This is a genomic window from Methylobacterium sp. WL120 (assembly GCF_008039465.1).
Lineage (GTDB): Bacteria > Pseudomonadota > Alphaproteobacteria > Rhizobiales > Beijerinckiaceae > Methylobacterium > Methylobacterium cerastii.
In genome coordinates, this window is record NZ_VRUT01000016.1 from 22,562 (window position 1) to 48,347 (window position 25,786).

Genomic DNA, 25,786 nt, shown 5'->3' on the forward strand with positions numbered 1-25,786 from the left:
ATGGCCGGCGACGCGGTCCTGATCGCGGCGCAATCCGGCCGCGCGCTGGCCGAGGCCGCGCGCCGCGCCGGGCTCCGTCCCTTCGTCGCCGACCTGTTCGCCGATTCGGACACGCTGGAGCTGGCCGAAGCACATCGCCCGCTGGAGGGCCGATTCGGCACCGGTCGGCTCGGGGCGGCGGTGCTCGCGCGCCTCGACGAGCTGTCGGCGTCGGCCGGAGGTAGGCCGATCGGCGTGATCCTGGGAAGCGGGTTCGAGGCGGCGCCGGCTCTGATCGACGCGATCGGCGCGCGTCATCGCCTGCTCGGCGCGAGCGCCGCCGCCGTCTCGGCCCTGAAGGACCCGCTGCGCTTCGCGGCCCTCTGCCGAAGTCTCGACATCCCCCATCCGGCCGTGACGCTGGCGCGGCTCGACGAACCGAAGGCGTGGCTGCTCAAGCGCGCCGGCGGTTCGGGCGGGGGCCACATCCGGCCCGCGACCCGCGGGCCGGCCCCGCCGGGCGCGTATTTCCAGGCGCGGGTGCCGGGGCGGGCCTTCGCCCTGAATTTTCTCGCCGACGCGTCCGAGGTCCACGTGCTCGCGCTCACCGAACAATGGAGCGTAGCCTCGCCCCTGCGCCCCCACCGCTACGCCGGCGCGCTGGCGCCGGGGCGGAACGAGGCGTCGCCGCTCGCCCCTGCGATCGTCTCGGCGATCGTGGAGGCGGCCGGGCGCCTCGTCCGCGCGACCGGTCTGCGCGGCCTCGCCAGCGCTGACGTCCTGTCCGACGGCACGAGCTGGCGGCTGACGGAGATCAACCCGCGCCCGGGCGCCACCCTGGACGTCCTCGACCGCCGCGGCGTGCCGCTGCTTGCCGCCCACGTCGCGGCCTGCCTCGGAGCGGCGCCCGCCCTCGGACCCACCCCGGAGGATGCGGCGGCGTCCCAGATCTGTTACGCGGCGCGGGATCACGCCGTCATCCCGGCGGTCGCCTGGCCGGACCACGTGCGGGACCGGCCCCGCGCCGGGACACGCGTGACGCGGGACGCACCGCTCTGCACCGTCCTGGCGGGGGGGCCGGACGGGCCGGCGGCACGACAAGAATTGAGGACCCGGATCGCCAGCTTGCGCGACCGGCTGTCCGAGGAGGAAACACATGAGCACCAAACAGCCGAGCCTGAACGCCCTCGCGACGCCCCTGGTGGAGCGCTTCGTCGCTGACGCCGACGTGCTGCGCCTGTCGGTCACGCAAGAGCCCGGCGGCGCGCGCATGGTCGACGCCGGCGCCTCGGCCCGCGGCTCGATCGAGGCCGGCCGCCGTATCGCCGAGATCTGCCTCGGCGGCCTCGGCACCGTCTCGATCAGCCCGTCGGGCCCGATCCCGTCCTGGCCGTACTCGGTGGTGGTGCATGCGACCGACCCGGTGCTGGCCTGCCTCGGCAGCCAGTATGCCGGCTGGTCGCTGGCCGACGAGGACGGCGATTCCGGCTTCTTCGCCCTGGGCTCCGGCCCGGGCCGCGCCGTCGCCGTGGTCGAGGACCTCTACAAGGAGCTCGGCTATCGCGACACCGCCGCGAAGACGGCCCTGGTGCTCGAAGCCGCCGGCGGCCCGCCCGCGAGCGTCGTCGCAAAAGTCGCCGAGGCCTGCTCCCTGCGGCCGGAGGACCTGACCTTCATCTTCGCGCCGACCCAGAGCCTCGCCGGCGCGACCCAGGTCGTCGCCCGCGTCCTCGAGGTCGCCCTGCACAAGGCGCACACGGTCGGGTTCGACCTGCACCGGATCGTCGACGGCATCGGCTCGGCCCCGCTCTCGCCGCAGCACCCGGACTTCATCAAGGCGATGGGCCGCACCAACGACGCGATCATCTACGGCGGCCGCGTCCAGCTCTACGTCGACGCCGACGACGCGGAGGCCAAGCAGCTCGCCGAGCAGCTGCCCTCGACCACGTCGAGCGACCACGGCGCGCCCTTCGCCGAGATCTTCTCGCGGGTGAACGGCGACTTCTACAAGATCGACGGCGCGCTGTTCTCGCCGGCCGAGGCGATCGTCACCTCGATCCGCACCGGCGCCACCTTCCGCGGCGGCAAGCTGATGCCGGAGCTGGTCGAGGCGTCGTTCGCGTAGCATCGGACGAGGCCGGCTTTCTCGAAACGGTGGCCCTTGCCTACGGCTCTCCCTGGGTTTCCCCGCCACCGTCATTCCGGGGCGCCGCAGGCGAGCCCGGAATCCAGATCCGCCGAGGCGGCAAGCTCGGGCGCCGTCGGCGGCTCTGGATCCCGGGCTCCGCTTCGCGGCCCCGGGATGACGGCGTGGAGCAAGAGGGCGCTGCGGGTCGGCGGAGCCGGCGGCTTGGACCATCGTTAGGGTGAACGACAGCATGCGCATCGCGCTCGCGGCCGACAACGGCAATTGGCACAAGGCCCGGCTCCTGGCGGCGCTTCGCGCGCAGGGGGTCGAGCCGGTGCTGTTCTCGCTCGCCGACGTGGCGATCGTCACCGGCGGCGGCGAGCCGCTGCGGGTGCCGGGCTTCCCGGAGACGCTGCCCGACGGCGTGTTGCTGCGGACGATCGCCGGCGGCACCTTCGAGGCCACGACGATGCGCCTCGGCGTGCTGCATGCGCTCGTCGCGTCCGGCGTCACCGTCTGGAACGGCCCCGTCGCGATCGAGCGCTCCGTCGACAAGGCGGCGACCAGCCTGATGATCGCCCGCGCCGGCCTGCCGACGCCCGACACCTTCGTGGTCTCCAAGCGTGCCGCCGCCGCCGAAGTGGTCGCGCGCGAGGCCGGTCCCGGCCGTCCACTGGTGCTGAAGCCGCTGTTCGGCTCGCAAGGGGAGGGCTTGCAGCTCATCGAGCGGCCCGACGACCTGCCGCCGGAGGATGCGGTCTCGCGGGTCTACTACCTCCAGCGCTACGTCCCCCGCAGCGACGGGCTGTGGCGCGACTACCGGGTCTTCGTGTGCGAAGGCCGCGCCATCGCCGGGATGATCCGCGAGGGCGACGGCTGGATCACCAACGTCCACCTCGGGGGCCGGCCCCTGTCCTGGGCGATGCCGCCGCGCGCCGCCGAGCTCGCCGAGGCCGCCGCCGCCGCGGTGGGCGTCGACTACACCGGCATCGACCTGGTGGAGGACGGGGAGGGCGGCTTCCTCGTGCTCGAGGTGAACTCGATGCCGGCGTGGTCGGGCCTGCAGAAGGTCTGCGAGGTCGACATCGCCGGCGCCGTCGTGCGCGGCTTCCTCGCCGCCGTCCGCGCCGCGCACCGGCCGCGCCTCGTGGTCGCCTGATGCGCCTCGCGCCGGCGACGATCGCGGCCCTGTACCAGGCGGCGTGCCTGGCCGAGCTCGACGCCCTGAAGCCCGGCAACGTCCACGCCTACGCGGCCGGGCACCGGATGGCGGTGTCGGACTTCGTCGCCAGCGCCGCCGCCTCGGCACCGGCACTCGCGGGTGCCGGGACCGGCGTCGGCGCACGGGTCCGCGATGCGGTTGCGGCGACGTTTGCCGCGGTCGGCCAGAACACGAACCTCGGCATCCTCCTGCTCTGCGCGCCGCTTGCGGTGGCCGCCGAGCGCGCGAGCACCGTGGCCGCGGTGCTGGCCGGGCTCGAACCGGCAGATGCGCAGGGCGTCTTCGAGGCGATCCGCCTCGCCAACCCCGGCGGGCTAGGCCAGGCCGCCCGGCACGACGTGGCCGCGCCGGCCCCGGATTCGTTGCGCGCGGCGATGGAAGAGGCGGCGCCGCGCGACCGCATCGCCCGCGCCTACGTCGACGGATTCGGCGACCTGTTCGCGGTCGGGCTTCCGGCGCTGGCGGGCGCACGCGGGCAGGGGCTCGATCCGGCCTGGTGCACCACCGCCGTGCATCTGGCCTACCTGCAGGCCTTTCCCGACAGCCACGTAGCGCGCAAGCACGGGGCGGAGCGGGCTGAATCCGTTCGCGCGCAGGCCGTGGCGGCCTTGGGTGGGCTCGATCTGCGCACCCGTCCGGTCGCGCCGCTGCTCGCCCTCGACGCGGCCTGGAAGGCAGCCGGAATCAATCCCGGCACCAGCGCGGATTTCACGGTGGCGACGCTCTTCGCCGACGCGCTGGCATCCGCCGGCGCCCGGTTGGCGGACGCGGCGCGCGTCGCCTGAAAAAGTTCCCCGCGTCAAGCGCCGGGCCGCACTTTTAATATCGATTCCAGCGCGTTGCCATGGGTTGTGACGGGCCGGACCGCGCTGTAGGGTCCGCGCCGCTATCCGGGCTAACCGGCCCGGCTTTTCCAAGGCCGGGCGTCGCGAACAAGGATGGCTTCCGGCCGCGCCCGACTCGACGGGCCGCGGTCCTCGAGTTTGGAATCCAGGGAGAAAACCCGAATGGCAAAGATCACCAAGGTCCAGGTCGGCGAAGCCCTCGTCGGCGACGGCAACGAGGTCGCCCACATCGACCTGATCATCGGACCGCGCGGTTCGCCGGCCGAGACGGCCTTCTGCAACGGCCTCGTGAACAACAAGCACGGCTTCACCAGCCTGCTCGCGGTCATCGCGCCGAACCTGCCGTGCAAGCCCAACACCCTGATGTTCAACAAGGTGACCATCAACGACGCCCGCCAGGCCGTCCAGATGTTCGGCCCCGCGCAGCATGGCGTCGCCATGGCCGTGCAGGACGCCGTCGCCGAGGGCATCATCCCCGCCGACGAGGCCGACGACCTGTTCATCCTGGTCGGCGTGTTCATCCACTGGGAGGCGGCCGACGACGCCAAGATCCAGAAGTACAACTACGAGGCCACCAAGCTGTCGATCCAGCGCGCCGTCTCCGGCGAGCCGAAGGCCGCCACGGTTACCGAACAGCGCAAGTCCGCGACCCACCCCTTCGCCGCGAACGCTTAGATCGGGGACAGTCCTGGGCAGAGCGCGCCTCCGCCCGCACCGCGGGGCCTGCTCCAGCGACTGGCCTCTATCTTCCTCGGACGATAGAAACACGAAGGCGGGACGGCGAAAGCCGCCCCGCCTTCTTTCGTCTGTCGCGTTCCCTTGCGATGGGCCTGCCGCGGGCGATCCCGACCCGGGCACGCCGATCCCAACGATCCCGAAGCGAGGCCCGGCATGAGCGAGACGAACAACACCTTCAAGAAGGCGCCCAAGCGCAAGGCCGAGAAGGCGCGCACGGTCTCGGTCTCCCCGGAGATGCGGCAGGCCTATGCCGACCTGATCACCGAGAAGGCGACCAAGCAGGAAAGCTACGGGCGCCACCTGCCGGGGACCGAGACGAAGCGGTAGCGCCGTCGGCAGGCTATCGCTTGCGCACGAACTCGGTGCGCAGGACGAGCCCCTTGATCGCGTCGTGGCGGCAGTCGATCTCTTCGGGATCGTCCGTCAGCCGGATCGAGCGGATCACCGTTCCCTGCTTCAGGGTCTGGTTGGCGCCCTTGACCTTCAGGTCCTTGATCAGTGTGACCGAGTCGCCATCAGTCAGCAGGTTGCCGGAGGCGTCGCGCACCTCCGCCCACGCGGAGGTCGCGGCAGCCGCGCCCGGCGGCAACCACTCGCCGGTAGCCTCGTCGTACACGTAAGACTCGTCGTCGCCAGCCACGTCCATTCCCTCCCGCCCAAGCTCGGCCCTTCTCGATGCCAGACCGGGCGGAGACAAGAGGTGCGGGACGCTGTTCGGCCATGCGGCCGCCCGGGGAGCGGGCTGGCCGCCCGGCCGCCAAGGGATCAGAGAGCGGGCCGGCCGCTTGGCCGGCCCGCGTGGGGGCTCAGCGCTTGAGCGGTCCCGCCTCGATCACGTCCTCGACCGTGCGCAGGCCGGCGCGCGGAGCGTTGACGAGGCAGGCCATGTTGCCGGGAGCGTGCTGGTTCTTCCACATCTTGGTGTGGGCCTGGGGGATCTTATCCCAGGGGAAGACCTCGCTCATGCACGGATCGATGCGCTGGTCGAGGACGAACTGGTTCGCGGCCGACGCCTGCTTGAGGTGGGCGAAGTGCGAACCCTGGATCCGCTTCTGGCGCATCCAGACGTAGCGGGCGTCGAAGGTGATGTTGAAGCCGGTGGTGCCGGCGCAGAACACGATCATGCCGCCGCGCTTGGCGACCAGCGTCGAGACCGGGAAGGTCGACTCGCCCGGGTGCTCGAACACGATGTCGACGTCGTTGCCCTTGCCGGTGATATCCCAGATCGCCTTGCCGAACTTGCGGGCTTCCTTGAGCCAGGTGTTGTACTCAGGCGAGTTGACCTTCGGCAGCTGGCCCCAACAATCGAACTCCTTGCGATTGATCACGCCCTTGGCGCCAAGGCTCATGACGTAGTCGCGCTTGGTGTCGTCGGAGATCACCGCGATGGCGTTGGCGCCGGACGCCGCGCAAAGCTGCACCGCGAACACGCCGAGGCCGCCGGACGCGCCCCAGACGAGGACGTTCTGGCCCGGGCGCACGGTGTGCGGCGCGTGGCCGAACAGCATGCGGTAGGCGGTGGCGAGCGTCAGCGTGTAGCAGGCCGCCTCCTCCCAGGTGAGGTGCTTCGGGCGGACCATGAGCTGGCGCGACTGCACCCGGCAGTACTGGGCGAAGGAGCCGTCACCGGTCTCGTAACCCCAGATGCGCTGCGAGGGCGAGAACATCGGGTCGCCGCCGTTGCACTCCTCGTCGTCGCCGTCGTCGCGGTTGCAGTGGACGATGACCTCGTCGCCGACCTTCCAGCGCTTCACCTTGGCGCCGACCTTCCAAACGATGCCGGAGGCGTCCGAGCCCGCGATGTGGTACTCGCCCTTGTGCACGTCGAAGGGCGAGATCGGCTCGCCGAGGCCGGCCCAGACGCCGTTGTAGTTCACGCCGGCGGCCATGACGTAGACCAGCACCTCGTCGTCGCCGATGTCCCAGACCGGCAGGATTTCGAGCTGGTGCGACTGCTCCGGCGGCCCGTGCCGCTCGCGGCGGATCGCCCAGGCGTACATCTTGGCGGGCACGTGGCCCAGCGGCGGGATCTCGCCCATCTCGTAGAGGTCCTTGACCTCGCCCGTCCCGGCACCGGCCGGTTGCAATGCCGCGCTGGCAGCCATCGTCGCTCTCCTGATCGTTTCGTGTCCACGCGCGGTTCTGACGACGCCGCGGTTCCGGCTTAGCGCTATAACGACGAAGCAGAGGGCGTCCAAGGGTCTGCAAGTCGTCCAAAAGGCCAGGAACCCGGCGACCGACAAGAAAAATGGAGCCGGCTTAGGCCGAGGCGCGCTGGATACAAAATTAACTTGGTGGCCGACCAAAAACTATTCGCGGACCGTGCACTTCGTCTGAACGCTCGAGACCTCGGTGAAAGAAGTCGGCTTGCACCTGGTACCTGTAGCCAATCACCGATCCCTGGACAGGCCGCCCCCTGCCAGCAGCGCGCACCGATTCTAATGGTGGAAATCTGAGGCTTGGTACCCATCCTTGAACGTCCGAGAAGGGTGGAAAGCGGCTCTTGGACTCTCGGCCAGAACCGGACGTTCCACCGCCAACCTTTAGCAGCCATCGAGCGCCATGGACCCGTTGTAGCTTTTGATCGCCGTAGCGATAGGATGGACCTAATCTCGCGACCTGAGGAGGTGGTTACCTATGAAGGATCTCACGAGTAAGCTCGGCTGGGCGAAGGCGCGTCCGCTAGGCGTGCTGATCCCTATTCTGATCGTATTTACCGCCTTGACGGTGCTGTTGATCGGCTATCCCTTCAACCTTTCATCGAGCGCTGCGCAAGCTATCAGCGGAGGCTGTGTCTGGTCGATTATCGTGTTGATCATAGTCCATCGAGCTGGAGACAAGTTCCTACGCCTAGAAGATTACGCTGATCTCCAGCATATGAGCACATTTATGCTCTTAAACGCCGGAGCATCTTGCGTCGTTGTGCTTACAGATGGGATGCAACTTCGGGCTTGGTTTGGCCTGATGGTACTGTCTACGCTGCCGTGTCTCGCTCTCACGACGATCACGCGTCGCGCACTGTTCTCGCAGGAGGAGTGGACGGCCGTTGCTCGCAAGAGCCGCTAACCACGCGACCCAGTCGTAGGTCCTCGTCCACCAAGCTGCCTCGGAGCAGACCTTCTGACCTTCTGCAAAGGGTCGATAGCGGCCCCAGGGCGTGGGTACCATCCGTAAGATTTCGACCACTAGCACGTGCCTGTCCTCAAATTTCCTTAGCGGCCGCCCTCAGTATTTTGCGCATCCAGCGCGCCACGGGAACGAAAGCCGACGCCCGGCATGTGATGACGGCTCGCGGCCGCTTCGCTACGGTGCGCCGCAAGGGGCGGGGCGAGCGGGCCGCGCGACGAACAAATCAGCGGAGACGGGTGACATGAGCGCGAGCGCGAGCGTCGACGAGGTGAAGCGCGACAAGCCTCAGCGCGACAAGCCCTGGATCATCCGCACCTATGCGGGCCATTCGAACGCCAAGGAGTCGAACGCGCTCTACCGCGGCAACCTGGCCAAGGGGCAGACCGGCCTGTCGGTGGCCTTCGACCTGCCGACCCAGACCGGCTACGACCCCGACCACGAGCTCGCCCGCGGCGAGGTCGGCAAGGTCGGCGTCTCGATCGCGCATCTCGGCGACATGCGGACCCTGTTCGACCAGATCCCGCTGCAGCAGATGAACACCTCGATGACGATCAACGCCACGGCGCCGTGGCTGTTGTCGCTCTACCTCGCGGTGGCCGAGGAGCAGGGCGCGCCGTTCTCGGGGCTGCAGGGCACCACGCAGAACGACATCATCAAGGAATACCTCTCGCGCGGCACCTACGTGTTCCCGCCCGCGCCGAGCCTGCGGCTGACCAAGGACGTGATCCTGTTCACGACCAAGGAAGTGCCGAAGTGGAACCCGATGAACGTCTGCTCCTACCACCTGCAGGAGGCCGGGGCGACGCCGGTGCAGGAGCTGTCCTACGCGCTCGCCATCGCCATCGCGGTGCTGGACACAGTGCGGGACGACCCCGATTTCGATCCCGAGAGCTTCCCCGAGGTGTTCGGCCGGATCTCGTTCTTCGTGAACGCTGGCCTGCGCTTCGTCACCGAGATCTGCAAGATGCGGGCGTTCTCGGAACTCTGGGACGAGATCGCCCAGGAGCGCTACGGCATCGACGACCCGAAGAAGCGCATCTTCCGCTACGGCGTGCAGGTCAACAGTCTCGGACTTACGGAACAGCAGCCTGAGAACAACGTCCACCGCATCCTGATCGAGATGCTGGCGGTGACGCTGTCGAAGCGGGCCCGCGCCCGCGCCGTGCAGCTTCCGGCCTGGAACGAGGCGCTCGGCCTGCCGCGCCCGTGGGACCAGCAATGGTCGATGCGGATGCAGCAGATCCTCGCCTTCGAGACGGACCTCCTCGAATACGACGACATCTTCGACGGCTCGAAGGTGATCGACGCCAAGGTCGAGGCCCTAAAGGTCGAGACCCGAGCCGAGCTGGAGCGCATCGGCGGCATCGGCGGCGCGGTCGCGGCGGTCGAGACCGGTGCGCTCAAGCGCTCGCTCGTCGAATCCAACGCTCGCCGCATCTCGGCGATCGAGGCCGGCGACCAGATCGTCGTCGGCGTCAACAAGTGGCAGCAGGGCGAGCCTTCGCCGCTGACCGCGGGCGAGGGCGCGATCTTCACCGTGTCCGAGACCGTCGAGATGGAGGCCGAGGCCCGCATCCGCGAATGGCGCACCAAGCGCGACGACGCCGCCGTCGGCAAGGCGCTCGAGGAGCTGGAAGCCGCCGCGCGCTCGGGCGCCAACATCATGCCGGTCTCGATCGCCGCCGCGAAGGCCGGCGTCACCACCGGCGAATGGGGGCAGCGTCTGCGCGAAGTGTTCGGCGAGTACCGCGCGCCGACCGGCGTCACCCTGCAGACCGTCTCGTCCGGCGCGGCGGAGGAGGCGAAGCTCCTGATCGCCGACCTCGGCGAGCGCCTCGGCGAGCAGCCGCGCCTCGTCGTCGGCAAGCCCGGCCTCGACGGCCACTCGAACGGCGCCGAGCAGATCGCGCTCCGGGCCCGCGACGTCGGCTTCGACGTGACCTACGACGGCATCCGCCAGACCCCGGCCGAAATCGTCGCGAAGGCGAAGGAGACCGCCGCCCACGTGGTCGGGCTCTCGATCCTTTCGGGCAGCCACGTGCCCCTGGTGCGCGACGTGAAGGCGAAGATGCGCGAGGCCGGCCTCGACCACATCCCCCTCGTCGTCGGCGGCATCATCTCGCCCGACGACGAACTCGTGCTCAAGAACATGGGCGTCTCGGCGGTCTACACCCCGAAGGACTACGTCATCGACACGATCATGATCGGCCTCTGCAAGGTGGTCGAGCGCTCGATCGACAAGACCAACCGCACCGCCGGCGCCGCCAAGGACGAGGCCGCGCAGGTCTATTGAGGCGGCGACGCCGCCGGGGCGAGGCCATGCGCGCCCGGCGGCTTCACCCGTCGGGCCGGCCGGCGTAGAGCGGCGTCATGCTCGCTCCCCTCATCGCAGTTCCTATGGCGGCGGCCCTCAGCGCCGGCCTGATCGTCCGGCTGCGACCGCTGCTGGTGCGCTACGCGTTGGCCCGGCCCAACGCCCGTTCCAGCCACACCGAGCCGACGCCCCAGGGCGGGGGGATCGCCGTCGTCGCGGCGACGCTGGCCGTCACCGGGTTGCTAATCGCCGCGCCGGAAGCGAGCTGGGACGTGCTGGTGCTGGGGTTCGGCGCCGTGGTGCTGGCGCTCGTCGGCGCCGTCGACGACATCCAGCCGCTGCCGGCTTGGGCGCGGCTGATGCTGCAGGCCGTCGTGGTCGGCGGGGTGGTGGCCGGCGTCGACGGGCGGCTGGTTCCGGCCCTGCCGCCGTCGGTGGAGCGCACGCTGGCGGTGCTCGCCGGCATCTGGTTCGTGAACCTCGTCAACTTCATGGACGGGCTCGACTGGATGAGCGTGGCCGAGACGGTGCCCGTCGCCGCCGCCCTGGCCCTGTTCGGCGGGTTCGGCGCCTTGCCGCCGGCCGCGATCCTGGTCGCCGCCGCCCTGCTCGGAGCGATGCTCGGCTTCGCGCCGTTCAACCGCCCCGTGGCAAAACTCTTCCTCGGCGACGTCGGCTCGCTGCCGCTCGGGTTGATCCTCGCCTGGCTGCTGTACCGGCTCGCCCTGGAAGGCGGGCTCGCCGCGGCGATCCTGCTGCCGCTTTACTATCTCGCCGACGCCACCCTGACGCTGATCCGGCGCGCGGCCCGGCGGGAGCCGGTGTGGCAGGCCCATCGCAGCCACTTCTACCAGCGGGCCACCACGAACGGCCTCACGGTCGGCGGCGTGGTCGGGCGGGTGTTCGCGCTCAACCTCGCCCTCGCCGCCCTCGCGGCCGCGACCTTGCTTTGGCCGTCGCCGGTCGTCACGCTCGGTGCGCTGGCGGCGGGATGTGGCCTGGTCGCGGCCCTGCTGATCCGCTTCTCGCGGGCGCCGACGGCAGACGGAACGAGGGTGCCTTGAGCCAACTGATCGCGCTGACTGGGGCGACCGGCTTCATCGGCCGCCATGTCCTGCGGGACCTGACCGCGCGGGGCTACCGCGTACGCCTGCTCCTGCGCCGCCCGGTCGACGCGATGCCGGAGGGCGCTTCGAGCGCCGTCGTCGGCGACCTGACCCGGCCGATGAACATGGCGGCGGCCCTGGCCGGCGTCGACGCGGTGGTCCATTCGGCCGGGCTCGCGCACGCCATGTCGGGCGCGCCGGAGGACGATTACCGCACGCTGAACACCGAGGCGACGCAGCGCCTGGCCGACGCCGCCGCCCGCGCGCGGGTGCGCCGCTTCGTGTTCCTGTCCTCGATCCGCGCGCAAACCGGCCCGACCGCGCCCGGCATCGTGACGGAGGCCGACGACCCGGCCCCGACCGACGCCTACGGCCGGTCCAAGCTCGACGCCGAGCGGGCGCTCGCCGCCATCGGCATCGATTGGGTCGCGCTGCGGCCCGTCCTCGTCTACGGCGCGGGGGTGAAGGGCAACATGGCCGCCTTGGTGCGGCTCGCGCGCTCGCCGTATCCGCTGCCGCTCGCATCGCTCGCCGGGCGCCGATCGCTGGTCTCGGTCGAGAGCCTGTCGGGCGCGATCGACGCGGTGCTGCGAACGGACACGTCGCCGAACCGGCCGCTGGTCGTCGCCGACCCGGATGCCCAGACGTTGCCCGAGATGCTGACGGCCCTGCGCGCCGGACTCGGCCGGAGGCCCGGCCTCGTTCCGCTGCCCTCCGCCGCGATCGGGCTCGCCTGCCGGCTCACCGGGCGCGAGGCCCTGTTCTCGCGGATGGCCGAGAACCTCGTCGCGCGCAGCGTCGGGTTGTCCGCGCTGGGCTGGGCGCCGGCCGGCACGACCCGCGACGGCCTCGCCCGGCTCGCGCGGGGACACGCGTCCGCAAATCAGTAGTCCCGGCAGAATGCGGGCGCGGTGCCGTCGTCGAACAGGCGGCAGCTGCGGACGATCTCGGATTCGATCAGCGCGCAAGCGTTGGACGCGTTGCAGGGCGGGTGCGTTGCCGGCGAGACGGCGAGGCAGCGTTCGACGAGGCGGGCGGAGTCGCGTTCGCCGACGCTGGCGCGGCAGCTCTCGGCCCGGGCGGCGACGGACCCGAAGGTCACCACCGAGACGGCGACGACGAATGCACCGGCGCGGGACGACATCATCGATCAGGCCTCGGCCAAAAGAAAACCCCGGCCTCGCGGCCGGGGTCTTTGTTACGATGCCGAGGCGCCGATGTCAGCGCCGGACGTCGATCACGTCGCCCGAGCGGCTGTCCACCACCACGGTGATGTCGTCGCCGCGCCGGTCCGAACCGCGGACGATGATGCGCGGACCGCGACGATCGACGTTGTCGACGTCGGTGAGACCCTGGCGGCGCGCGATGCGGATCGCCTCGCCGCGGCTGAGGTCGACGTCGTCGCGCGGGCCGCGCTCGCGATAGCCGGGGTCGACGCGGACGCCGCCGGGTCCGATCTGGATGCCCTGAGCCGAGGCGGGGGCGGCGAGCCCGGCGACTCCCAGTCCGGCAACCATCATCAGGCCAGCGAGTACCGTCTTCGTCCGCATTGCTTCGTCCTTCTCTCGGCACGCTCCCTGTTCGGAAACTGCGCTCGGTTCGGTCGTCGCCTCAATCTGCGTGGCGAGGAATAGTTCCCGACCGGGACGTTCGCGAATCAACAGGGCTCGGCATGGACTGTTCCGGTCGCGCGCTGGTCCGGGCTCGCCGGGGCGGCTTCGACCGGCTTGTCGAAGCGCTCGCGGAAATGCGGGATCGCCGCCTCGAACACCGCCTCGGCGGCGGCCCGGTCGCCGCGCGCCACCGCCTCGCGCAGGGATGCCGTCCAGGCGTCGAGGCGGGCGCGGTCGGCGAAGACGGGCTTGGCCGCCATCACCCCGTCGATCCCGTCGAGGCTGACGCGGGGCTCCTCGCGGGCGAACAGGATCTCGTTCAGGCGTTCCCCGGGCCGGGCGCCGGAGAACACCAGCTCGATCTCCGCGCCGGGCTCGAAGCCGGCCAACCGGATCATGCGCTCGGCGAGCTCGGCGATCTTCACCGGCTGGCCCATCTTGAGGACGTAGACCGCCGCGCGCTGGTCGGCCGCGCCGGGCACGAGGCTGCGCGCCTCGCCGTCGGCATGCGAGGCTGCGGTGAGGACGAGGTCGGCGGCTTCCCGCACGGTCATGAAGTAGCGGACCATGTCGGGATGGGTGACGGTGACGGGGCCGCCGCGAGCGATCTGAGCCTTGAACACCGGCACAACCGAGCCGACCGAGCCGAGCACGTTGCCGAAGCGCACGGCGATCAGCCGGGTCGGGTGGCCGGGGATCGCCGCCTGCTCGGCGTCGCGGGCCTGCGCCACCATCTCGGCGAAGCGCTTGGTGACGCCGAGCTGCGAGACCGGCTCGATCGCCTTATCGGTGGAGATCATCACCAGGGCGCGGGCGCCGGCCGCCACCGACGCGTCGGCGACGTTGATCGAGCCGAACACGTTGGTCTTGACGCCCTCGCTCCAGTCGCGCTCCAGGTAGGGCACCTGCTTCAGGGCGGCGGCGTGGAAGACGTAGTCGGGGCGGAATTCGGTGAAGACCGCGTGCAGGCGCTCGCGGTCGCGGATGTCGGCGAGCGAGCCGGCAACCTCGGCCTGGGCGTTGAGCAGGGCCGGCTGGCTCAGGATGCCGTGGAGTGCGGGCTCCGAGCTTTCCACCACCATCAGCGCCGAGGCGCCGAAGGCGAGCGCCCGGGCGCAGATTTCCGAGCCGATCGAGCCGCCGCCGCCGGTGACGAGGACGCGCTTGCCGGCGAGGAACCGTTCGAGCCGCGGCCGGTCGATCGCGACGGTCGGGCGCAGCAACAGGTCCTCGATCTCCAGCGGCGCCAGCTCGGCGTCGCGCATGCCTTCGCCAAGGCTGACGACCCGTGCGAGCGGCAAGCCGAGGCGCCGGGCGCGGGCGATCAGGTCGTCGGGCTCGGCCTCCGGCGCCAGGGCGCTCGGCGTCGCGACGAGGCGGCGCACCGGCTGGCCGCGGGCGGCCAGCTCTCCGACCACCCGCTCCAGGTCGGCGAAGCCGCCGAGCACGGTCACGTCGCGCATGGTCTGCCCGGCCTCGTCGGTGCGCGGCGAGAGGATGCCGCGCGGGGCGAGCTTGCGCACCGAGCCGGATTCGATGGCGCGCAGCAGGGTCTCGATGTCGGCGCCGCGGCCGAGCAGCAAGGTCGGCACCGTCGCGGACCGGGCGCTCGACTGCTTGGAGCGGGCGTATTTCAGGTAGCGGAACGCGAGCCGCGTGCCGCCGAGCAGGAAGATCTGCAGCACCCAGTACAGGACGATGGCGATCTTGCCGAAGAAGTAGAACCCGTACAGGTCCGACGAGACCAGCACGTAGTCGAGCACCAGCAGCCCGAAGGCGAGCACGCTCGCGGCGCGGACGATGCCCGCGAGGTCGGGCAGCGAGGCGAAGCGCCACTTGGTGCGGTAGAGCCGGAACTGCCGGTAGACGAGGCCGGCCACGACGAGGAACGGCGGCAGCAGGACCGGGAGCGCGTGAAGGCGCTCGGCGAGGGCGTCGCCGGTGAAGCGGAACACGAAGGTGAGGACCACGGCCAGCGCGGTCGCCACGAGGTCGTGGACCACCATCACCGCGGTCTTGTAGGTACGCTGCTGCATGATGTTCCGCGGCGGTATCGGCTCCGCCTCGGGCGGTGTCAACGCGGGCGTCAGGCCCCCGGGCGCACCGCCCGCGCCACCGCGTCGTCGGCCTGGTCGATGTCGGGTGCGTCGATCCGCCGGTAGCGCGCCTGGATCAGGCCGAAGGCGCCGAACGCCACATGGCCGGCCGCGACGATCGCCAGCAGGACGCGTCCGTAGGGCTGGGCGCGCAGCGCCTGGAACGCCCCGGACAGGCCCTTCACCTCCGAGGAGGCCTGGTACCAGGCCGCGACGACGACGAAGCCGCCGATGATCAGGAACGCGATGCCGCGGGCGGCGTAGCCGAACCGGCCGACCGGCTCCGCCCAGGCTTGACGCGACGCGTCGAGGGCGAGCCGTTCGGTGACGTCGCCCCGCGCCGCCTTCACCAGGAAGCCGACGCCGCCCCCGACGACGCCGAGGCCGATCAGCGCCACCGCGACCCGGCCATAGGGTTTCGCCAGCAGCCAGGCGGTCCAGTCCTGCAGGCCATCGCCGTCCGATTGCAGCCCGAGACCGAGGGCGAGGCTCGCCGCGGTCAAGCCGAGGCCGGCGTAGATGCCGGCGCTGATCAGGTGGGCGCCCCGCACCGCGAGACCCTTGGGGGAAGTGCCGCGCCGGTCGGCGTCGGTCACGGCCTCGACCAGCCGCCAGGCGGCGAAGCCCCAGAGGCCGAGCGCGATCAGGCCGACGATCCAGGGGCCGAGCGGGCCGAGCAGCACGAAGCGCAGCGCACCCGCACTGTCGCCGGCCTTGCCGCCGGCGCCGACGGCCGCGAGCACCGCCAGCACGCCGACGACGCAGTAGACGGCGCCGCGGGCGCAGAAGCCGAAGCGGGCCAGGCGCTCGATCGTGTTGCGCCCCGCAAAGCGGGTGGACGAGCGACCGGAAGGGCCGCTCACGCCGGATCGCGCTGCGGCTTCCCGGACAATGCCACGTAGAACCCGAGGCCGTCGCCGGCCGGCAGCGTCTGCAGGCGGTCGACCAAGCCGCGGCGCTTGGCGTCCAGCAGCAGGCGTCCGGCCGGCTGGAACAGCGTCTCCCCGCCCCCCTCGGGCGGCGGGTCGAGGCGGATCGCCACGGTCTTGCCCTTGGCGAAGCGGCTGCGTTCCAGCATCTCGTTGAGCGACGCCTCCGCCGTGGCCCGGTTGGCGCCGCGCAGGTCCATCACCGATTCCGCATCGGTGAGGCCGAGGCCGCCGCGCAGCTTGTCGGCGTAGAAGTCTTCGAAATGGGGCAAGGGCGACGACCTGCTGGGAGTTTGTCAAAGTACTGGCGAACGCGGTGGATGCCGGCTCGCGTGAGGAGGATGCTCTAGAACGACAGACCGGCGAAGACGGTTGCGACGGGCAGGGCGCCGCCGAACTCGGGCAGCTCGATCGCGCCGTCGAGGCCGAGTGCCTGCTTGCGCCAGGCGTTTCCCTCCTGGCGCCGCCAGACCTCCACCCGCGGTTCGTCCTGGTACACGATCAGGAAGACCTGAAGGCTTTCGACGGCGCGGTAGAAGTCGGTCTTGCGGCCGCGGTCGGCGCTCATGGTCGAGGGCGACAGCACCTCGGCGACGAGGACGGGATCGGAGGCGTAGCCGTCCGGGAGGATCGGACCGCAACGCACCACCACGTCGGGGATCGGCGCGAAGTCGTCCATGTGCCGGCTCACGATGGCGATGCCCGGGACGACGCGGCAGCCTCGCACGTCGGCGAGGTCGCCGAGGCGCCTGACGAGGTTGGAGACGATGGTCTGGTGCCGCTCGCTCGGCGGCGACATCAGGACCGGCTCGCCGTCGAGCAGTTCCCAGCGCTCGTCGTCCGGGCGGCCGGCGACCCAGTCCTGGTACTCGGCGACGCCCATGCGGTCGTCCCGCTTTGCCGCGACTGCCATGCGAGCCTCCGAACCACGTAGGCGAGAATGTCACGAGATGGGTCGGCGCGCGACCGACGTCATCCGCGAACGATCAGAATTCCACCCGGGCATAGATGTCGGAGACCGCGAGCGTGCCGCCGAGTTCGGGAAGGTCGACGGCCTCGCCCTGGCCGAGCATCCGCATCGCCCAGCCGGCGTCCCGCTGCCAGACCTCCACGCGATGCGCGTCCAGATAGACGATCAGAAACGTCCGGATCGATGCGACCGTCCGGAAGAAGTCGGTCTTGCGGCCTCGATCCATGCTCATCGTCGACGGCGAGAGCACCTCCGCGACGACGAGCGGGTCCCGCGTGTAGCCGTCCCGCGGCAGCGGCCCGCACTGCACGACGATGTCGGGGATGGGCGCGAAGTCGTCCATCGCTTCGCTGAGGACGGCGAGGCCGGGGAGGGCGTGCGCGTCCCTCCGCTCGGCGAGGTCGTCGAGGCGCCGGGCGTGATTCGCGACGATGCGCTGGTGCTGCCCGCTCGTCGGCGACATCGGCACCGGCACGCCGTCGAGCAGTCCCCAGCGCTCGCCATCCGGCTTGGCTTCGACCCAGTCCCGGTACTCGGCGACGCCCATGCGCGTGTCGCGCCGTCGGGCAACAGCCATCGCGGCCTCCTCCGGTGAGGCCGCGATGGTAGCATTCCGGGGGGCGTCCGCAACGATCGCGGACGGCCGGCTTCAGCCGTGCACGAGCACGTTGCGGAACTGCCAGGGGTCGCTCGCGTCGATGTCCTCCGGGAACAGGCCGGGGCGGCCGGCGAGCGGGGTCCAGTCGGTGTAGACGCCGACGACGGGCCCGAGATACGGGGTCTGGACCTCGAGGCAGCGGCGGAAGTCCATCTCGTCGGCCTCGACGATGCCGGCCTCCGGGTTCTCCAGCGCCCAGACCATGCCGGCGAGCACGGCAGAGGTCACCTGCAGGCCGGTGGCGTTCTGGTAGGGTGCGATCCGGCGGGTCTCCTCGATGGAGAGCTGCGAGCCGTACCAGTAGGCGTTCTTCTTGTGGCCGTAGAGCAGCACGCCGAGCTCGTCGATGCCGTCCTCGATCTCGTCCTCGTCGAGGATGTGGTGCTTCTCCTGCACCTTGCCGGCGTTGCCGAACATCTCGTGGAGCGAGAGCACGGCGTCGTTGGCCGGGTGGTAGGCGTAGTGGCAGGTCGGGCGGTAGGCGGCCCGATCGCCCTCGCGGACCGTGTAGTAGTCAGAGATCGAGATCGCCTCGTTGTGGGTGACGAGGAAGCCGAACTGCGACTGCGCCGTCGGCGTCCACGAGCGTACGCGGGTGTCGGCGCCGGGCTGCAGCAGGTAGATCGCGCAGCGCGAGCCCTTCTCCTGCTCGCGCGCGTTCGCGGGCATCCAGGTCTCGTGCGTGCCCCAGCCGAGCTCGGCCGGCTGGTTGCCCTCGGAGACGAAGCCCTCGACCGACCAGGTGTTGACGAACACGCCCTGCGGCTTGGGGTGCTTGGCGCGCTGCGTGTCGCGCTCGGCGATGTGCACGCCCTTGACGCCGACCTCGCGCATCAGCGCGGCCCATTCCTCACGGGACTTCGGCTCGGGGGTCGTGACGCCGGTATCCTTCGCAATGTTGAGCACCGCCTGCTTCACGAACCACGACACCATGCCGGGGTTGGCGCCGCAGCACGAGACGGCCGTGGTGCCGCCGGGGCTGGCGGCGCGGGCGTCGAGGATGTCCTGGCGCAGGGCGTAGTTGGTGCGGTCGCCCTGGCTCTTGTCCTTGTCGAAGTAGAAGCCCGGCCACGGCTCGGCGACGGTGTCGATGTAGAGGGCGCCGAGCTCGCGGCACAGCTCCAGGATCGCGCGCGACGAGGTGTCGACCGACAGGTTCACGCAGAACCCCTGGCCGCCGCCCTCGGTGAGGAGCGGGGTGAGCACGTCGCGGTAGTTCTCGCGGGTGAGGGCCACCGTCTCGAAGCGCAGGCCGTGCTTGTCGGCGAGCGCGCGATGCGAATCGTCGGGGTCGATCACGGTGAAGCGGGCGTGGTCGTATTCGAAGTGGCGCTCGATGAGGGGCAGCGTGCCGCGGCCGATCGATCCGAACCCGATCATCACGATGGGCCCGCTGATGCGGCCGTGGACGGGTGCCTTGTTCGAACCTGGCTTCGGCGTATCGGTCATGGCGGGGGCGGTCCTTCGGATGTGCGCGGCGCGCAGAGGCGGCTCGGGTTAGGCGGCCGATGTGACGATGGGGCGACAGGCCGGGCCCGTCCGCGAACGCGACGTCCCCTCAGGCCGCCCGGCGGCGCTGCCGTTCCGAGTTCTCGGCCGCCGCAGGACGCCGCGTGGATGCCGGACCTAGTGCCGCCTCGTGCCGCAAGGGTCAACCGCACGGCGCCCGCGCGAACCGCAGAGGTGTTGACGAAGTGTTGCGCATGCATGCGACCTCTGCATGCGAGACCTTCGAACCGGTGCGTTGCGTGCACCGCACAACGATCGCATGCTGCATCGCAAGATCGATCGGAGACCCGTCCCGGGTCGCAGGTCGCACGGAGTCGTCCATGCTGTCCGTCCTCACCGCGCACGTCCCGGCCCCCGCCGACGAGCCCCAGGATCGCGATCCTGGTTTCCTGACCCTCGCCTTCACGGTGGTCCGCGTCCTCCGTCGCGAAGGCCGCAACGCGTTCGAGCGTCGCTGCGCCCGCGCCGCCGAGACGCTTCCGCACGCCTGATCCGACCCCCACATCGGAAAATCCGGCGGCGCCGGATTGCGCCGACCCGCACCGGGCTTTAGGCGCCTTCCTCGAAGCCATGTCGGCCGAGGGGGCCTAGTCTCGCATGTCGCCGATCCGCGCATCTCGCCATTCTGCGCGCTTCGCCGCGCTCCTCGCGGCCTCCCTGATCGCGCTGTCCGTGGGCGCCGTCCCGTCCGCCGCGCAGGAAGAGGCGCCGGACGCCGCGCCTGCAGCGCCCCCCAAGGTCAAGCCGAAGCCGCGCCCGCCCGCCCCGAAGCCGGCACCGAAGGCGACTCCGGCCACGACGCCCGCGTCGGCGGCCGACGCCAAAGCCGCCGCCAAGCCGGCACCGGTCTGGCCCGCGGGCGCCCTCTCGATCACCGAGAATTACGGCGAGTGGACCCTCACCTGCACACGGCCCGAGACGAATACGGCTTGCATGCTGATGCAGTCGCAAGGGGACAACAAGACCGGCAAGCGCCTGTTCGCCTTCGAGTTGCGGACGCCGAAGGACGGGCGGGCGGAGGGCCTGATCCTGATGCCGTTCGGCCTCTCGATCGACCCGGGCGTCACGTTCAAGCTCGACGACGTGGTGCTGGGCAAGGGCGCGCCCTACATCTCGTGCAGCGCGGAAGGCTGCCTCGTGCCGATCAGCTTCCCGACGCTCGCCACCGACGCGATGCGTACCGCCAAGACCCTCCAAGTGATCGGCGTGAAACCGAGCAACGAGGAGCCGCAGCCGATCGCGGTGCCGCTCGGCGGGTTCGCGGCGGTCTGGGACCGGGCGATCGCCTTCACCAACTGATCCGACGACGGACGGTAGACACCGAGAGCGGCCGGCAAGGCCGCCGACCCGGGCGGGCGAGACGACGAGAGGGCCGAGCATGCGCGACACGATGATCCTGGCGGGGCTGCTGGCCTGCCTCGCCACCCCGCTCGTCGCGCAGGAGGCCGCTCCCTCCGGCGGCCCGCCCGATTCGATGCCGGACGCGCCGCCGATGGACAAGAAGCGCGTCATGGCCGCGCGCCTCACCGGGCTGGTCGGCTTTACGAACAGCTCATGCCCGGACCTGCAGGGCGATCCGGCCCTCCTGAAGGGCGCCGTCGAGCGCCTCGGGGTCGACCCCAAGGACCTGGAGCAGGGCGAGCTGGCGATGGTCGCGCGCTCGTTCTCCGAGACCTACCAGAAAGACGTGCCGGCGAACTGCAGGCGCGCGATCGAGACGTTCGGCCCGTCGAGCCGGATCGTCCCGAACCTCATCGTGAAACGCTGACCCTCGTCTCGACTGAGGCACGCGGGGACGGCGTCCGAAACCACGATTAAGCGTGCGTTAGCCGCGATCCGGCAGTGTCGGCCCTCAGCGGCGTCGGAGCGTTGCGTCCCTTGTCCGGGGCGCCCGCCGCCCCCGGGTGCGGCGTATCGATGGGCGGGTGGCTCGAGACGGGACCAAGGGTCCGCCGCATGCCCCGCCGCGCGGGCCTCGCGCTCGCGATGCTGGCAGGCCTCGGGCTTCCGGCCGAGGCCGCCAAGCTCCTCGCCGTCTCCGGCACCGAGGCGCAGGGCTACGCCCGCATCGCCTTCACGTTCGACGGCGCGGTCTCAATCAAGGCGCGGCTCTCCGGCGGCGTGCTGGTGCTCAACTACGACGAGCGGACGGAGGCCGGACCGGAGCGGCTGGTCTCCGAGCTGCCCGGCTACCTCGCCGCCGTCCGGCGCGATCCCGACGGCAGCGGGCTGCGGCTGGCCCTGCAGCGGCCGATCCGCGTCAACGTGCAGGAGGCCGGCGAGAAGGTCTTCGTCGACCTGCTGCCCGAGAACTGGACCGCCCTGCCGCCGCCCCTGCCGCCGGACGTCGTCGCCGACCTCGCTCGCCGCGCCCGGGCCGCCGAGGCGACCCTGAAGGCGCGCAACCCCGCCCCCGTGCGCCGCCCGCTCGGCGTCGAGGTCGCGAAGCTGCCGACGCTCACCCGCCTGACGGTGCGCCTGCCCGAGGGCGTCGCGGCGACGATCGACCCGGAGGGCGGCGCCACCCGCCTGCGCGTGCCCGGCGCCTACAGCTTCGACCTGTCCGAGACCCGAGGCCGCCTGCGGCCGGACATGGCGCGCCTCACCGCGACCGCGGACGACGCCTCGGCCGGCCTCGCGGTCGCGGTCGCCGACGGGTTCACGGTCTCCACCGACCGCGACGACGGCGCCGTGGTGTTCGACATCGTCGCGAAGAAGGACCCGGCCAAGGCCGACGCGACCGCGTTCGAGGTCGTAAAGCTCGACGCCGCCAGGGCCGAGGGCGCCGGCAAGGCCGAGCCCAAGGAAGCGGCGAAAAGCGAAGCGTCCAAGGGTGACGGAGGCAAGGGTGAGGGAGGCAAGGGTGAGGGAGCCAAGAGCCCCACCAAGGCCGACCTTTCGGCGCCCGGTTCCCGCTCCGGCGCCTCGGAGGCCGCCGCCCGTCCGCCCCTGGCCGAGCCGCCCGAGCGTCAGGCCGGCTCCGGCCTGGTCTTCCCCTTCGCCAAGCGCCCGCCGGTCGCCCTTTTCGAGCGCGGCGGCATCGCCAACCTCGTCTTCGAGACCGCCGAGCCGGTCGCCCTCCCGGCGGCCGGAACGGGCATCCTGCGCGCCGTCGGCGAGCCGCTGCGGATGGGAGGGCAGACGGTGCTTCGCTTCGCGGTGCCCGCCGGCGCCCTGCTCGACCTCGTGCCGGTGCGGGCCGGTGCCGCCGCCGGCGCCTGGGAGCTGATCGCGGGCGACAACCTCGGCCCGAGCGACACCCTGGCCCCGACGCGCCTACCCGATGCCGCCGGGCGCTCCCGCGTCGCGATCGGCCTGCCGCAGCCGGGGGGCGCCGCCTGGCTCGACCTCGACGGCGAACGCGTCGCCGTCGTGACGGCGCGGGGTTGGAAGCCCGCGGGCATCGCCAAGCGGCAGCGCTTCGTCGACTTCGAGCTGCTGCCGAGCCGCTTCGGCGTCGCCGTGCTGGCCCAGGCCGACGACCTCACCGTCCGGCCCGACCTCGACGGCGTCGTCGTCGGGCGCGACGGCGGCCTCGCAATCTCGGCCGTGGCACGCCCGCCCGACGCACCGCTCGCCGAGGTGTCGGATTTGGCGATCCAGCGCGCGCCCTGGGAGCAGGCGCGGCTCGGCGACGTGCGCGAGACGATCCGGACGCAGTTCGCGGCTTCGATCGCGGCCTCGGCCGGTACGCGCGGCCCGATGCGCGTGATGCTGGCGCGCACGCTGCTCGCCAACGGCCTCGCCGCCGAAGCCCTGACGACTCTGGAGTTGGCCTGCGCCGACGACCCGGTGGTGGCGAGCAGCCGCGAGGCCGCGATCCTGCGCGCCGCATCGCTCGCCGGCATGGGCCGCAACGCCGAAGTGCGGAAGGCGCTGGCAGCCGGGACGCTGGCGCGCGACCCGGAAGCCGTGCTGTGGCGCGCCGTCGCCGACGGGCAGGCAGGCCGCTGGCGCGAGGCCGAGGAGGGGCTCTCCCAGGCGATGCCGCTGCTCGAGCGCTACCCGCTCGCCCTCCAGGCGACGCTCCGCACGCTTGCGGCGGAAGCGGCGATCGAGACCGGCGACATCGACGCCGCGTCGCGGCGGATCGTACTGCTCACGACGTCCGACCTGTCGCACCTGGATCGCGACCGCGTCGCCCTGGTCCGCGCGCGCATCGACGAGGCGACCGACCGGACCAAGGCGGCGCTCGAGGCCTACGACAGCCTGGCCGAATCGGGCGAGCGCCCGGTGGCTGCGGCGGCGGCCCTGCGCGGCACGCTGCTCGGCCGCGACGCCGGCAACCTCACATCCGCGGAGGCGATCGATCGCCTCGAACGCCAAGCGATCACCTGGCACGGCGGGGAGATCGAAGACGCGATCACCGCGGGCCTGGCCCGCCTCTACATGGCGGCCGGGCGCTATCGCGAGGCCTTCACCGCCGTCCGCGCGATCGACGCCATCGCGCCGGACGCCGCGTCGAACCGGGCGCTGCACGACGAGGCGGCGTCCCTGTTCGACGACCTGTACCTCTCGCCGCGCGGCGATGCCCTGGGCGGCGTGGACGCGGTGGCTTTGTACTTCGACTTCAAGGAGTTCGCCCCGATCGGGCGGCGCGGCGACGCGATCGTGCGGCGCCTCTCCGAACGGCTCGTCGGCCTCGACCTGCTCGATCCGGCGGCCGAGCTGCTGCAATACCAGCTCGACCACCGCCTCACCGGCCCGGCCCGGTCGAGCGTCGCGACCCAGCTCGCCACGATCCGCCTGATGGACGGGAAGCCGCTGAAGGCGCTGGAGGCGATCGAGGGGACCTACCTGCCCGAGCTCCCGCGCGACCTGCGGCGCGCCCGGGCGCTGCTGCGCGCGCGCGCGCTCTCCGACTTGTCGCGGACCGATCTGGCGCTGGAGACGATCGAGGGGGAGGCCGGCCCCGATGCGGTGCGGCTGCGGGCCGACATCCTGTGGTCGGCCCGGCGCTGGCGCGAGGCCGGGGAGGCGCACGAGGCCCTGCTCGGCGACGCGTGGCGGACCGGCAAGGCGCTCGACGACGCCACCCGCTCCGACGTGATCCGCGCCGGCATCGCCTACGACCTCGCGGGCGAGCCGATCGGGCTGGAGCGGCTGAAGGCCAAGTTCGCCGGCGCCATGGCCGAGAGCGCGGACGCCCGCACCTTCGCGCTGCTGACGAGCGCCGACGCGACCAGGAAGCCCGGCTTTCGCGAGATCGCGCAGAAGGCGACGAACGCCGAGACGCTGGCGGCCTTCCTGGCCGAATACCGCAAGCGCTACCCGGACACCGCGCTTCCCCCCCGCGGCGAAGCCGAGAAGCGCGCCGACGGGCAGGGGGCGCCGCCGGGCTGAGCATCACGCGACCGATCGACCACGAAGGACAGGAAGAAGCGCGCTTTGGGTCCTCCGATCGGATGAGCGAGGTTCAGACGATAATCGACCAGCTTGCGGTCCGGGATTTCCAGGACCGGCCACCAGCCCTCGTCGATCACGCAATCGCGCGCCCCGTGCGAGCGAGCTGAGCAGCGCCGACGGTGGCGAGTGCGCCGGGCGGTTCGGAGAACTCGACCTCGTAGGCTTCGCCCGCTCCCCAGACCGCGACCACGGTTCCCTCGGTGCCCGCCGGGATCGTGTCGCCGTCCAGGGTCACGACGCTGGCCAGCACGCGCACGTCGTCGAGATCCCGCAGCGGAGCGCTGGGATCGGTCCGCCGCATGAGATGGATGGTGTCGACCGACATGGCGGTAGGACGGGCCGGGCCGGCCGGGTCGTCAAATCGCGTCGGGCGGGAAACGCAGGAGCGACGCGCGTCAGCTCCCGCCGTAGCTCTGCACCAGCGACCCGGCGACCAGGGTCCAGCCGTCGACGAGCACGAAGAAGATCAGCTTGAAGGGGAGGGCGACGGTCGCCGGCGGCACCATCATCATGCCCACCGCCATCAGCACCGAGGCGACCACGAGGTCGATGATCAGGAAGGGGATGAACAGCAGGAAGCCGATCTCGAAGGCGCGGCGCAGCTCCGAGATCAAGAACGCGGGGGTGACGATCTCGAGGCCCACCGCCTCGGGGCCCGACGGCACCGGCACCTTGGCCATGTCGAGGAAGAGCTTCAGGTCCTTCTCGCGGACGTTCTTCAGCATGAAGGTCTTGAACGGCGCCGAGGCCCGCTCGAAGGCCTGCACCTGCGTGATCTGGTTGGCGAGCAGCGGCTCGATGCCGGCGCGGTAGGCCTCGCGGCCGGTCGGCGCCATCACGAAGGCGGTGAGGAACAGGGCGAGGCTGACGATCACCGTCGTCGGCGGCGCGGTCTGGGTGCCGAGCGCCGAGCGCAGGATCGACAGGACCACCACGATCCGCGTGAACGAGGTCGCCATGATCAGCACCGAGGGCGCCAGCGCCAGCACGGTGATGAGCGCGACGAGCTGCAGCGCGCGCTCGCTCGCGCCGCCCGTCCCGAGGTCGACGGTGAGGCTCTGGGCCGCGGCCGGACCCGCCCCGAGCCCGAACGCGAGGGCGGCCAGGGCGAGGCGGCGCAGGGTCCGAAGCTGAGGGTGGGGGC

General features: G+C 71.3%; 26 protein-coding genes. 14 read left to right on the plus strand and 12 right to left on the minus strand.

Annotated features, from left to right (window positions below):
- The 6 genes from FV229_RS05465 (at position 1) to FV229_RS27280 (ending at position 5,239) form a co-directional block, all read left to right on the plus strand.
- Positions 1-1,200 (plus strand): ATP-grasp domain-containing protein, encoded by a 1,200-nt coding sequence (locus FV229_RS05465; protein WP_147750991.1) that lies wholly within the window; start codon positions 1-3, stop codon positions 1,198-1,200.
- On the plus strand, positions 1,136-2,104 hold the full coding sequence (mch, locus tag FV229_RS05470) for a methenyltetrahydromethanopterin cyclohydrolase (protein WP_147750992.1): 969 nt from the start codon (positions 1,136-1,138) through the stop codon (positions 2,102-2,104). Before FV229_RS05465 ends, mch begins: the two co-directional genes overlap by 65 nt.
- Positions 2,105-2,357: 253 nt before the next feature.
- Entirely contained in the window at positions 2,358-3,266 is a 909-nt protein-coding gene (locus FV229_RS05475; RefSeq protein ID WP_147751011.1) for a RimK family alpha-L-glutamate ligase, read from the plus strand.
- Positions 3,266-4,114, plus strand: coding sequence for a triphosphoribosyl-dephospho-CoA synthase (locus tag FV229_RS05480; protein ID WP_147750993.1), 849 nt, complete (start codon positions 3,266-3,268; stop codon positions 4,112-4,114). Before FV229_RS05475 ends, FV229_RS05480 begins: the two co-directional genes overlap by 1 nt.
- A gap of 222 nt (positions 4,115-4,336) precedes the next feature.
- The gene (gene fae, locus FV229_RS05485; RefSeq protein WP_147750994.1) at positions 4,337-4,849 is read left to right on the plus strand and encodes a 5,6,7,8-tetrahydromethanopterin hydro-lyase; all 513 of its coding nucleotides are present in this window, start codon (positions 4,337-4,339) and stop codon (positions 4,847-4,849) included.
- A gap of 216 nt (positions 4,850-5,065) precedes the next feature.
- Positions 5,066-5,239 carry a hypothetical protein gene (locus tag FV229_RS27280; protein ID WP_187273586.1) on the plus strand — a complete coding sequence of 58 codons (174 nt, stop codon included), beginning with the start codon at positions 5,066-5,068 and terminating at the stop codon, positions 5,237-5,239.
- 13 nt (positions 5,240-5,252) lie between these two features.
- Here the strand turns inward: FV229_RS27280 and FV229_RS05490 are convergent, their stop codons facing one another.
- Complete coding sequence (locus tag FV229_RS05490; protein ID WP_147750995.1) at positions 5,253-5,552, minus strand: alkylphosphonate utilization protein; 300 nt, start codon at positions 5,550-5,552, stop codon at positions 5,253-5,255.
- A gap of 166 nt (positions 5,553-5,718) precedes the next feature.
- On the minus strand, positions 5,719-7,017 hold the full coding sequence (ccrA, locus tag FV229_RS05495; protein ID WP_147750996.1) for a crotonyl-CoA carboxylase/reductase: 1,299 nt from the start codon (positions 7,015-7,017) through the stop codon (positions 5,719-5,721).
- A 532-nt stretch (positions 7,018-7,549) separates the two neighbouring features.
- On the opposite strand from ccrA, the gene FV229_RS05500 reads away from it, so the two are divergent.
- From FV229_RS05500 to FV229_RS05515, 4 genes are all read left to right on the plus strand, one after another.
- Positions 7,550-7,978, plus strand: coding sequence for a hypothetical protein (locus FV229_RS05500; protein ID WP_147750997.1), 429 nt, complete (start codon positions 7,550-7,552; stop codon positions 7,976-7,978).
- Between the two features lie 304 nt (positions 7,979-8,282).
- Entirely contained in the window at positions 8,283-10,334 is a 2,052-nt protein-coding gene (locus FV229_RS05505) for a protein meaA (protein ID WP_147750998.1), read from the plus strand.
- A gap of 77 nt (positions 10,335-10,411) precedes the next feature.
- A complete protein-coding gene (locus FV229_RS05510) occupies positions 10,412-11,419 on the plus strand; it encodes a glycosyltransferase family 4 protein (protein ID WP_147750999.1) in 1,008 nt (335 codons plus the stop codon).
- Positions 11,416-12,351: an NAD-dependent epimerase/dehydratase family protein gene (locus tag FV229_RS05515; protein WP_246688061.1), complete on the plus strand. Its 936-nt coding sequence runs from the start codon at positions 11,416-11,418 to the stop codon at positions 12,349-12,351. Before FV229_RS05510 ends, FV229_RS05515 begins: the two co-directional genes overlap by 4 nt.
- On the opposite strand, the gene FV229_RS05520 is transcribed toward FV229_RS05515, so the two are convergent.
- The 8 genes from FV229_RS05520 to FV229_RS05555 form a co-directional block, all read right to left on the minus strand.
- Positions 12,345-12,608 carry a hypothetical protein gene (locus FV229_RS05520; protein ID WP_147751001.1) on the minus strand — a complete coding sequence of 88 codons (264 nt, stop codon included), beginning with the start codon at positions 12,606-12,608 and terminating at the stop codon, positions 12,345-12,347. The two genes, FV229_RS05515 and FV229_RS05520, sit on opposite strands and share 7 nt — an antisense overlap.
- Positions 12,609-12,681: 73 nt before the next feature.
- Positions 12,682-13,011, minus strand: coding sequence for a PepSY domain-containing protein (locus FV229_RS05525; protein ID WP_238271584.1), 330 nt, complete (start codon positions 13,009-13,011; stop codon positions 12,682-12,684).
- 107 nt (positions 13,012-13,118) lie between these two features.
- Positions 13,119-15,110: an SDR family NAD(P)-dependent oxidoreductase gene (locus FV229_RS05530; RefSeq protein WP_147751002.1), complete on the minus strand. Its 1,992-nt coding sequence runs from the start codon at positions 15,108-15,110 to the stop codon at positions 13,119-13,121.
- 50 nt (positions 15,111-15,160) lie between these two features.
- A complete protein-coding gene (locus FV229_RS05535; protein WP_246688062.1) occupies positions 15,161-16,033 on the minus strand; it encodes a DUF1206 domain-containing protein in 873 nt (290 codons plus the stop codon).
- Positions 16,030-16,371 carry a hypothetical protein gene (locus FV229_RS05540; protein WP_147751003.1) on the minus strand — a complete coding sequence of 114 codons (342 nt, stop codon included), beginning with the start codon at positions 16,369-16,371 and terminating at the stop codon, positions 16,030-16,032. Before FV229_RS05540 ends, FV229_RS05535 begins: the two co-directional genes overlap by 4 nt.
- 74 nt (positions 16,372-16,445) lie before the next feature.
- Positions 16,446-17,012, minus strand: coding sequence for a Uma2 family endonuclease (locus FV229_RS05545; protein ID WP_147751004.1), 567 nt, complete (start codon positions 17,010-17,012; stop codon positions 16,446-16,448).
- Positions 17,013-17,085: 73 nt separating this feature from the next.
- Positions 17,086-17,646, minus strand: coding sequence for a Uma2 family endonuclease (locus tag FV229_RS05550; protein WP_147751005.1), 561 nt, complete (start codon positions 17,644-17,646; stop codon positions 17,086-17,088).
- A gap of 72 nt (positions 17,647-17,718) precedes the next feature.
- Positions 17,719-19,176 carry a saccharopine dehydrogenase NADP-binding domain-containing protein gene (locus FV229_RS05555; RefSeq protein WP_147751006.1) on the minus strand — a complete coding sequence of 486 codons (1,458 nt, stop codon included), beginning with the start codon at positions 19,174-19,176 and terminating at the stop codon, positions 17,719-17,721.
- Positions 19,177-19,556: 380 nt separating this feature from the next.
- Between FV229_RS05555 and FV229_RS27285 the strand changes: the two genes are divergently transcribed.
- From FV229_RS27285 to FV229_RS05570, 4 genes are all read left to right on the plus strand, one after another.
- Positions 19,557-19,727, plus strand: a complete 171-nt coding sequence (locus FV229_RS27285; RefSeq protein ID WP_187275069.1) for a hypothetical protein — start codon at positions 19,557-19,559, stop codon at positions 19,725-19,727.
- Positions 19,728-19,833: 106 nt separating this feature from the next.
- Positions 19,834-20,535, plus strand: a complete 702-nt coding sequence (locus FV229_RS05560) for an invasion associated locus B family protein (protein ID WP_147751007.1) — start codon at positions 19,834-19,836, stop codon at positions 20,533-20,535.
- Positions 20,536-20,614: 79 nt separating this feature from the next.
- On the plus strand, positions 20,615-21,004 hold the full coding sequence (locus FV229_RS05565) for a hypothetical protein (protein ID WP_246688063.1): 390 nt from the start codon (positions 20,615-20,617) through the stop codon (positions 21,002-21,004).
- A 188-nt stretch (positions 21,005-21,192) separates the two neighbouring features.
- The gene (locus FV229_RS05570; RefSeq protein ID WP_246688064.1) at positions 21,193-24,579 is read left to right on the plus strand and encodes a hypothetical protein; all 3,387 of its coding nucleotides are present in this window, start codon (positions 21,193-21,195) and stop codon (positions 24,577-24,579) included.
- Between the two features lie 136 nt (positions 24,580-24,715).
- Here the strand turns inward: FV229_RS05570 and FV229_RS05575 are convergent, their stop codons facing one another.
- Complete coding sequence (locus FV229_RS05575) at positions 24,716-24,967, minus strand: DUF4926 domain-containing protein (RefSeq protein WP_147751009.1); 252 nt, start codon at positions 24,965-24,967, stop codon at positions 24,716-24,718.
- Positions 24,968-25,037: 70 nt separating this feature from the next.
- Positions 25,038-25,763 carry a flagellar type III secretion system pore protein FliP gene (gene fliP / locus FV229_RS05580; RefSeq protein WP_147751015.1) on the minus strand — a complete coding sequence of 242 codons (726 nt, stop codon included), beginning with the start codon at positions 25,761-25,763 and terminating at the stop codon, positions 25,038-25,040.
- Between the last annotated feature and the right edge of the window lie 23 nt (positions 25,764-25,786).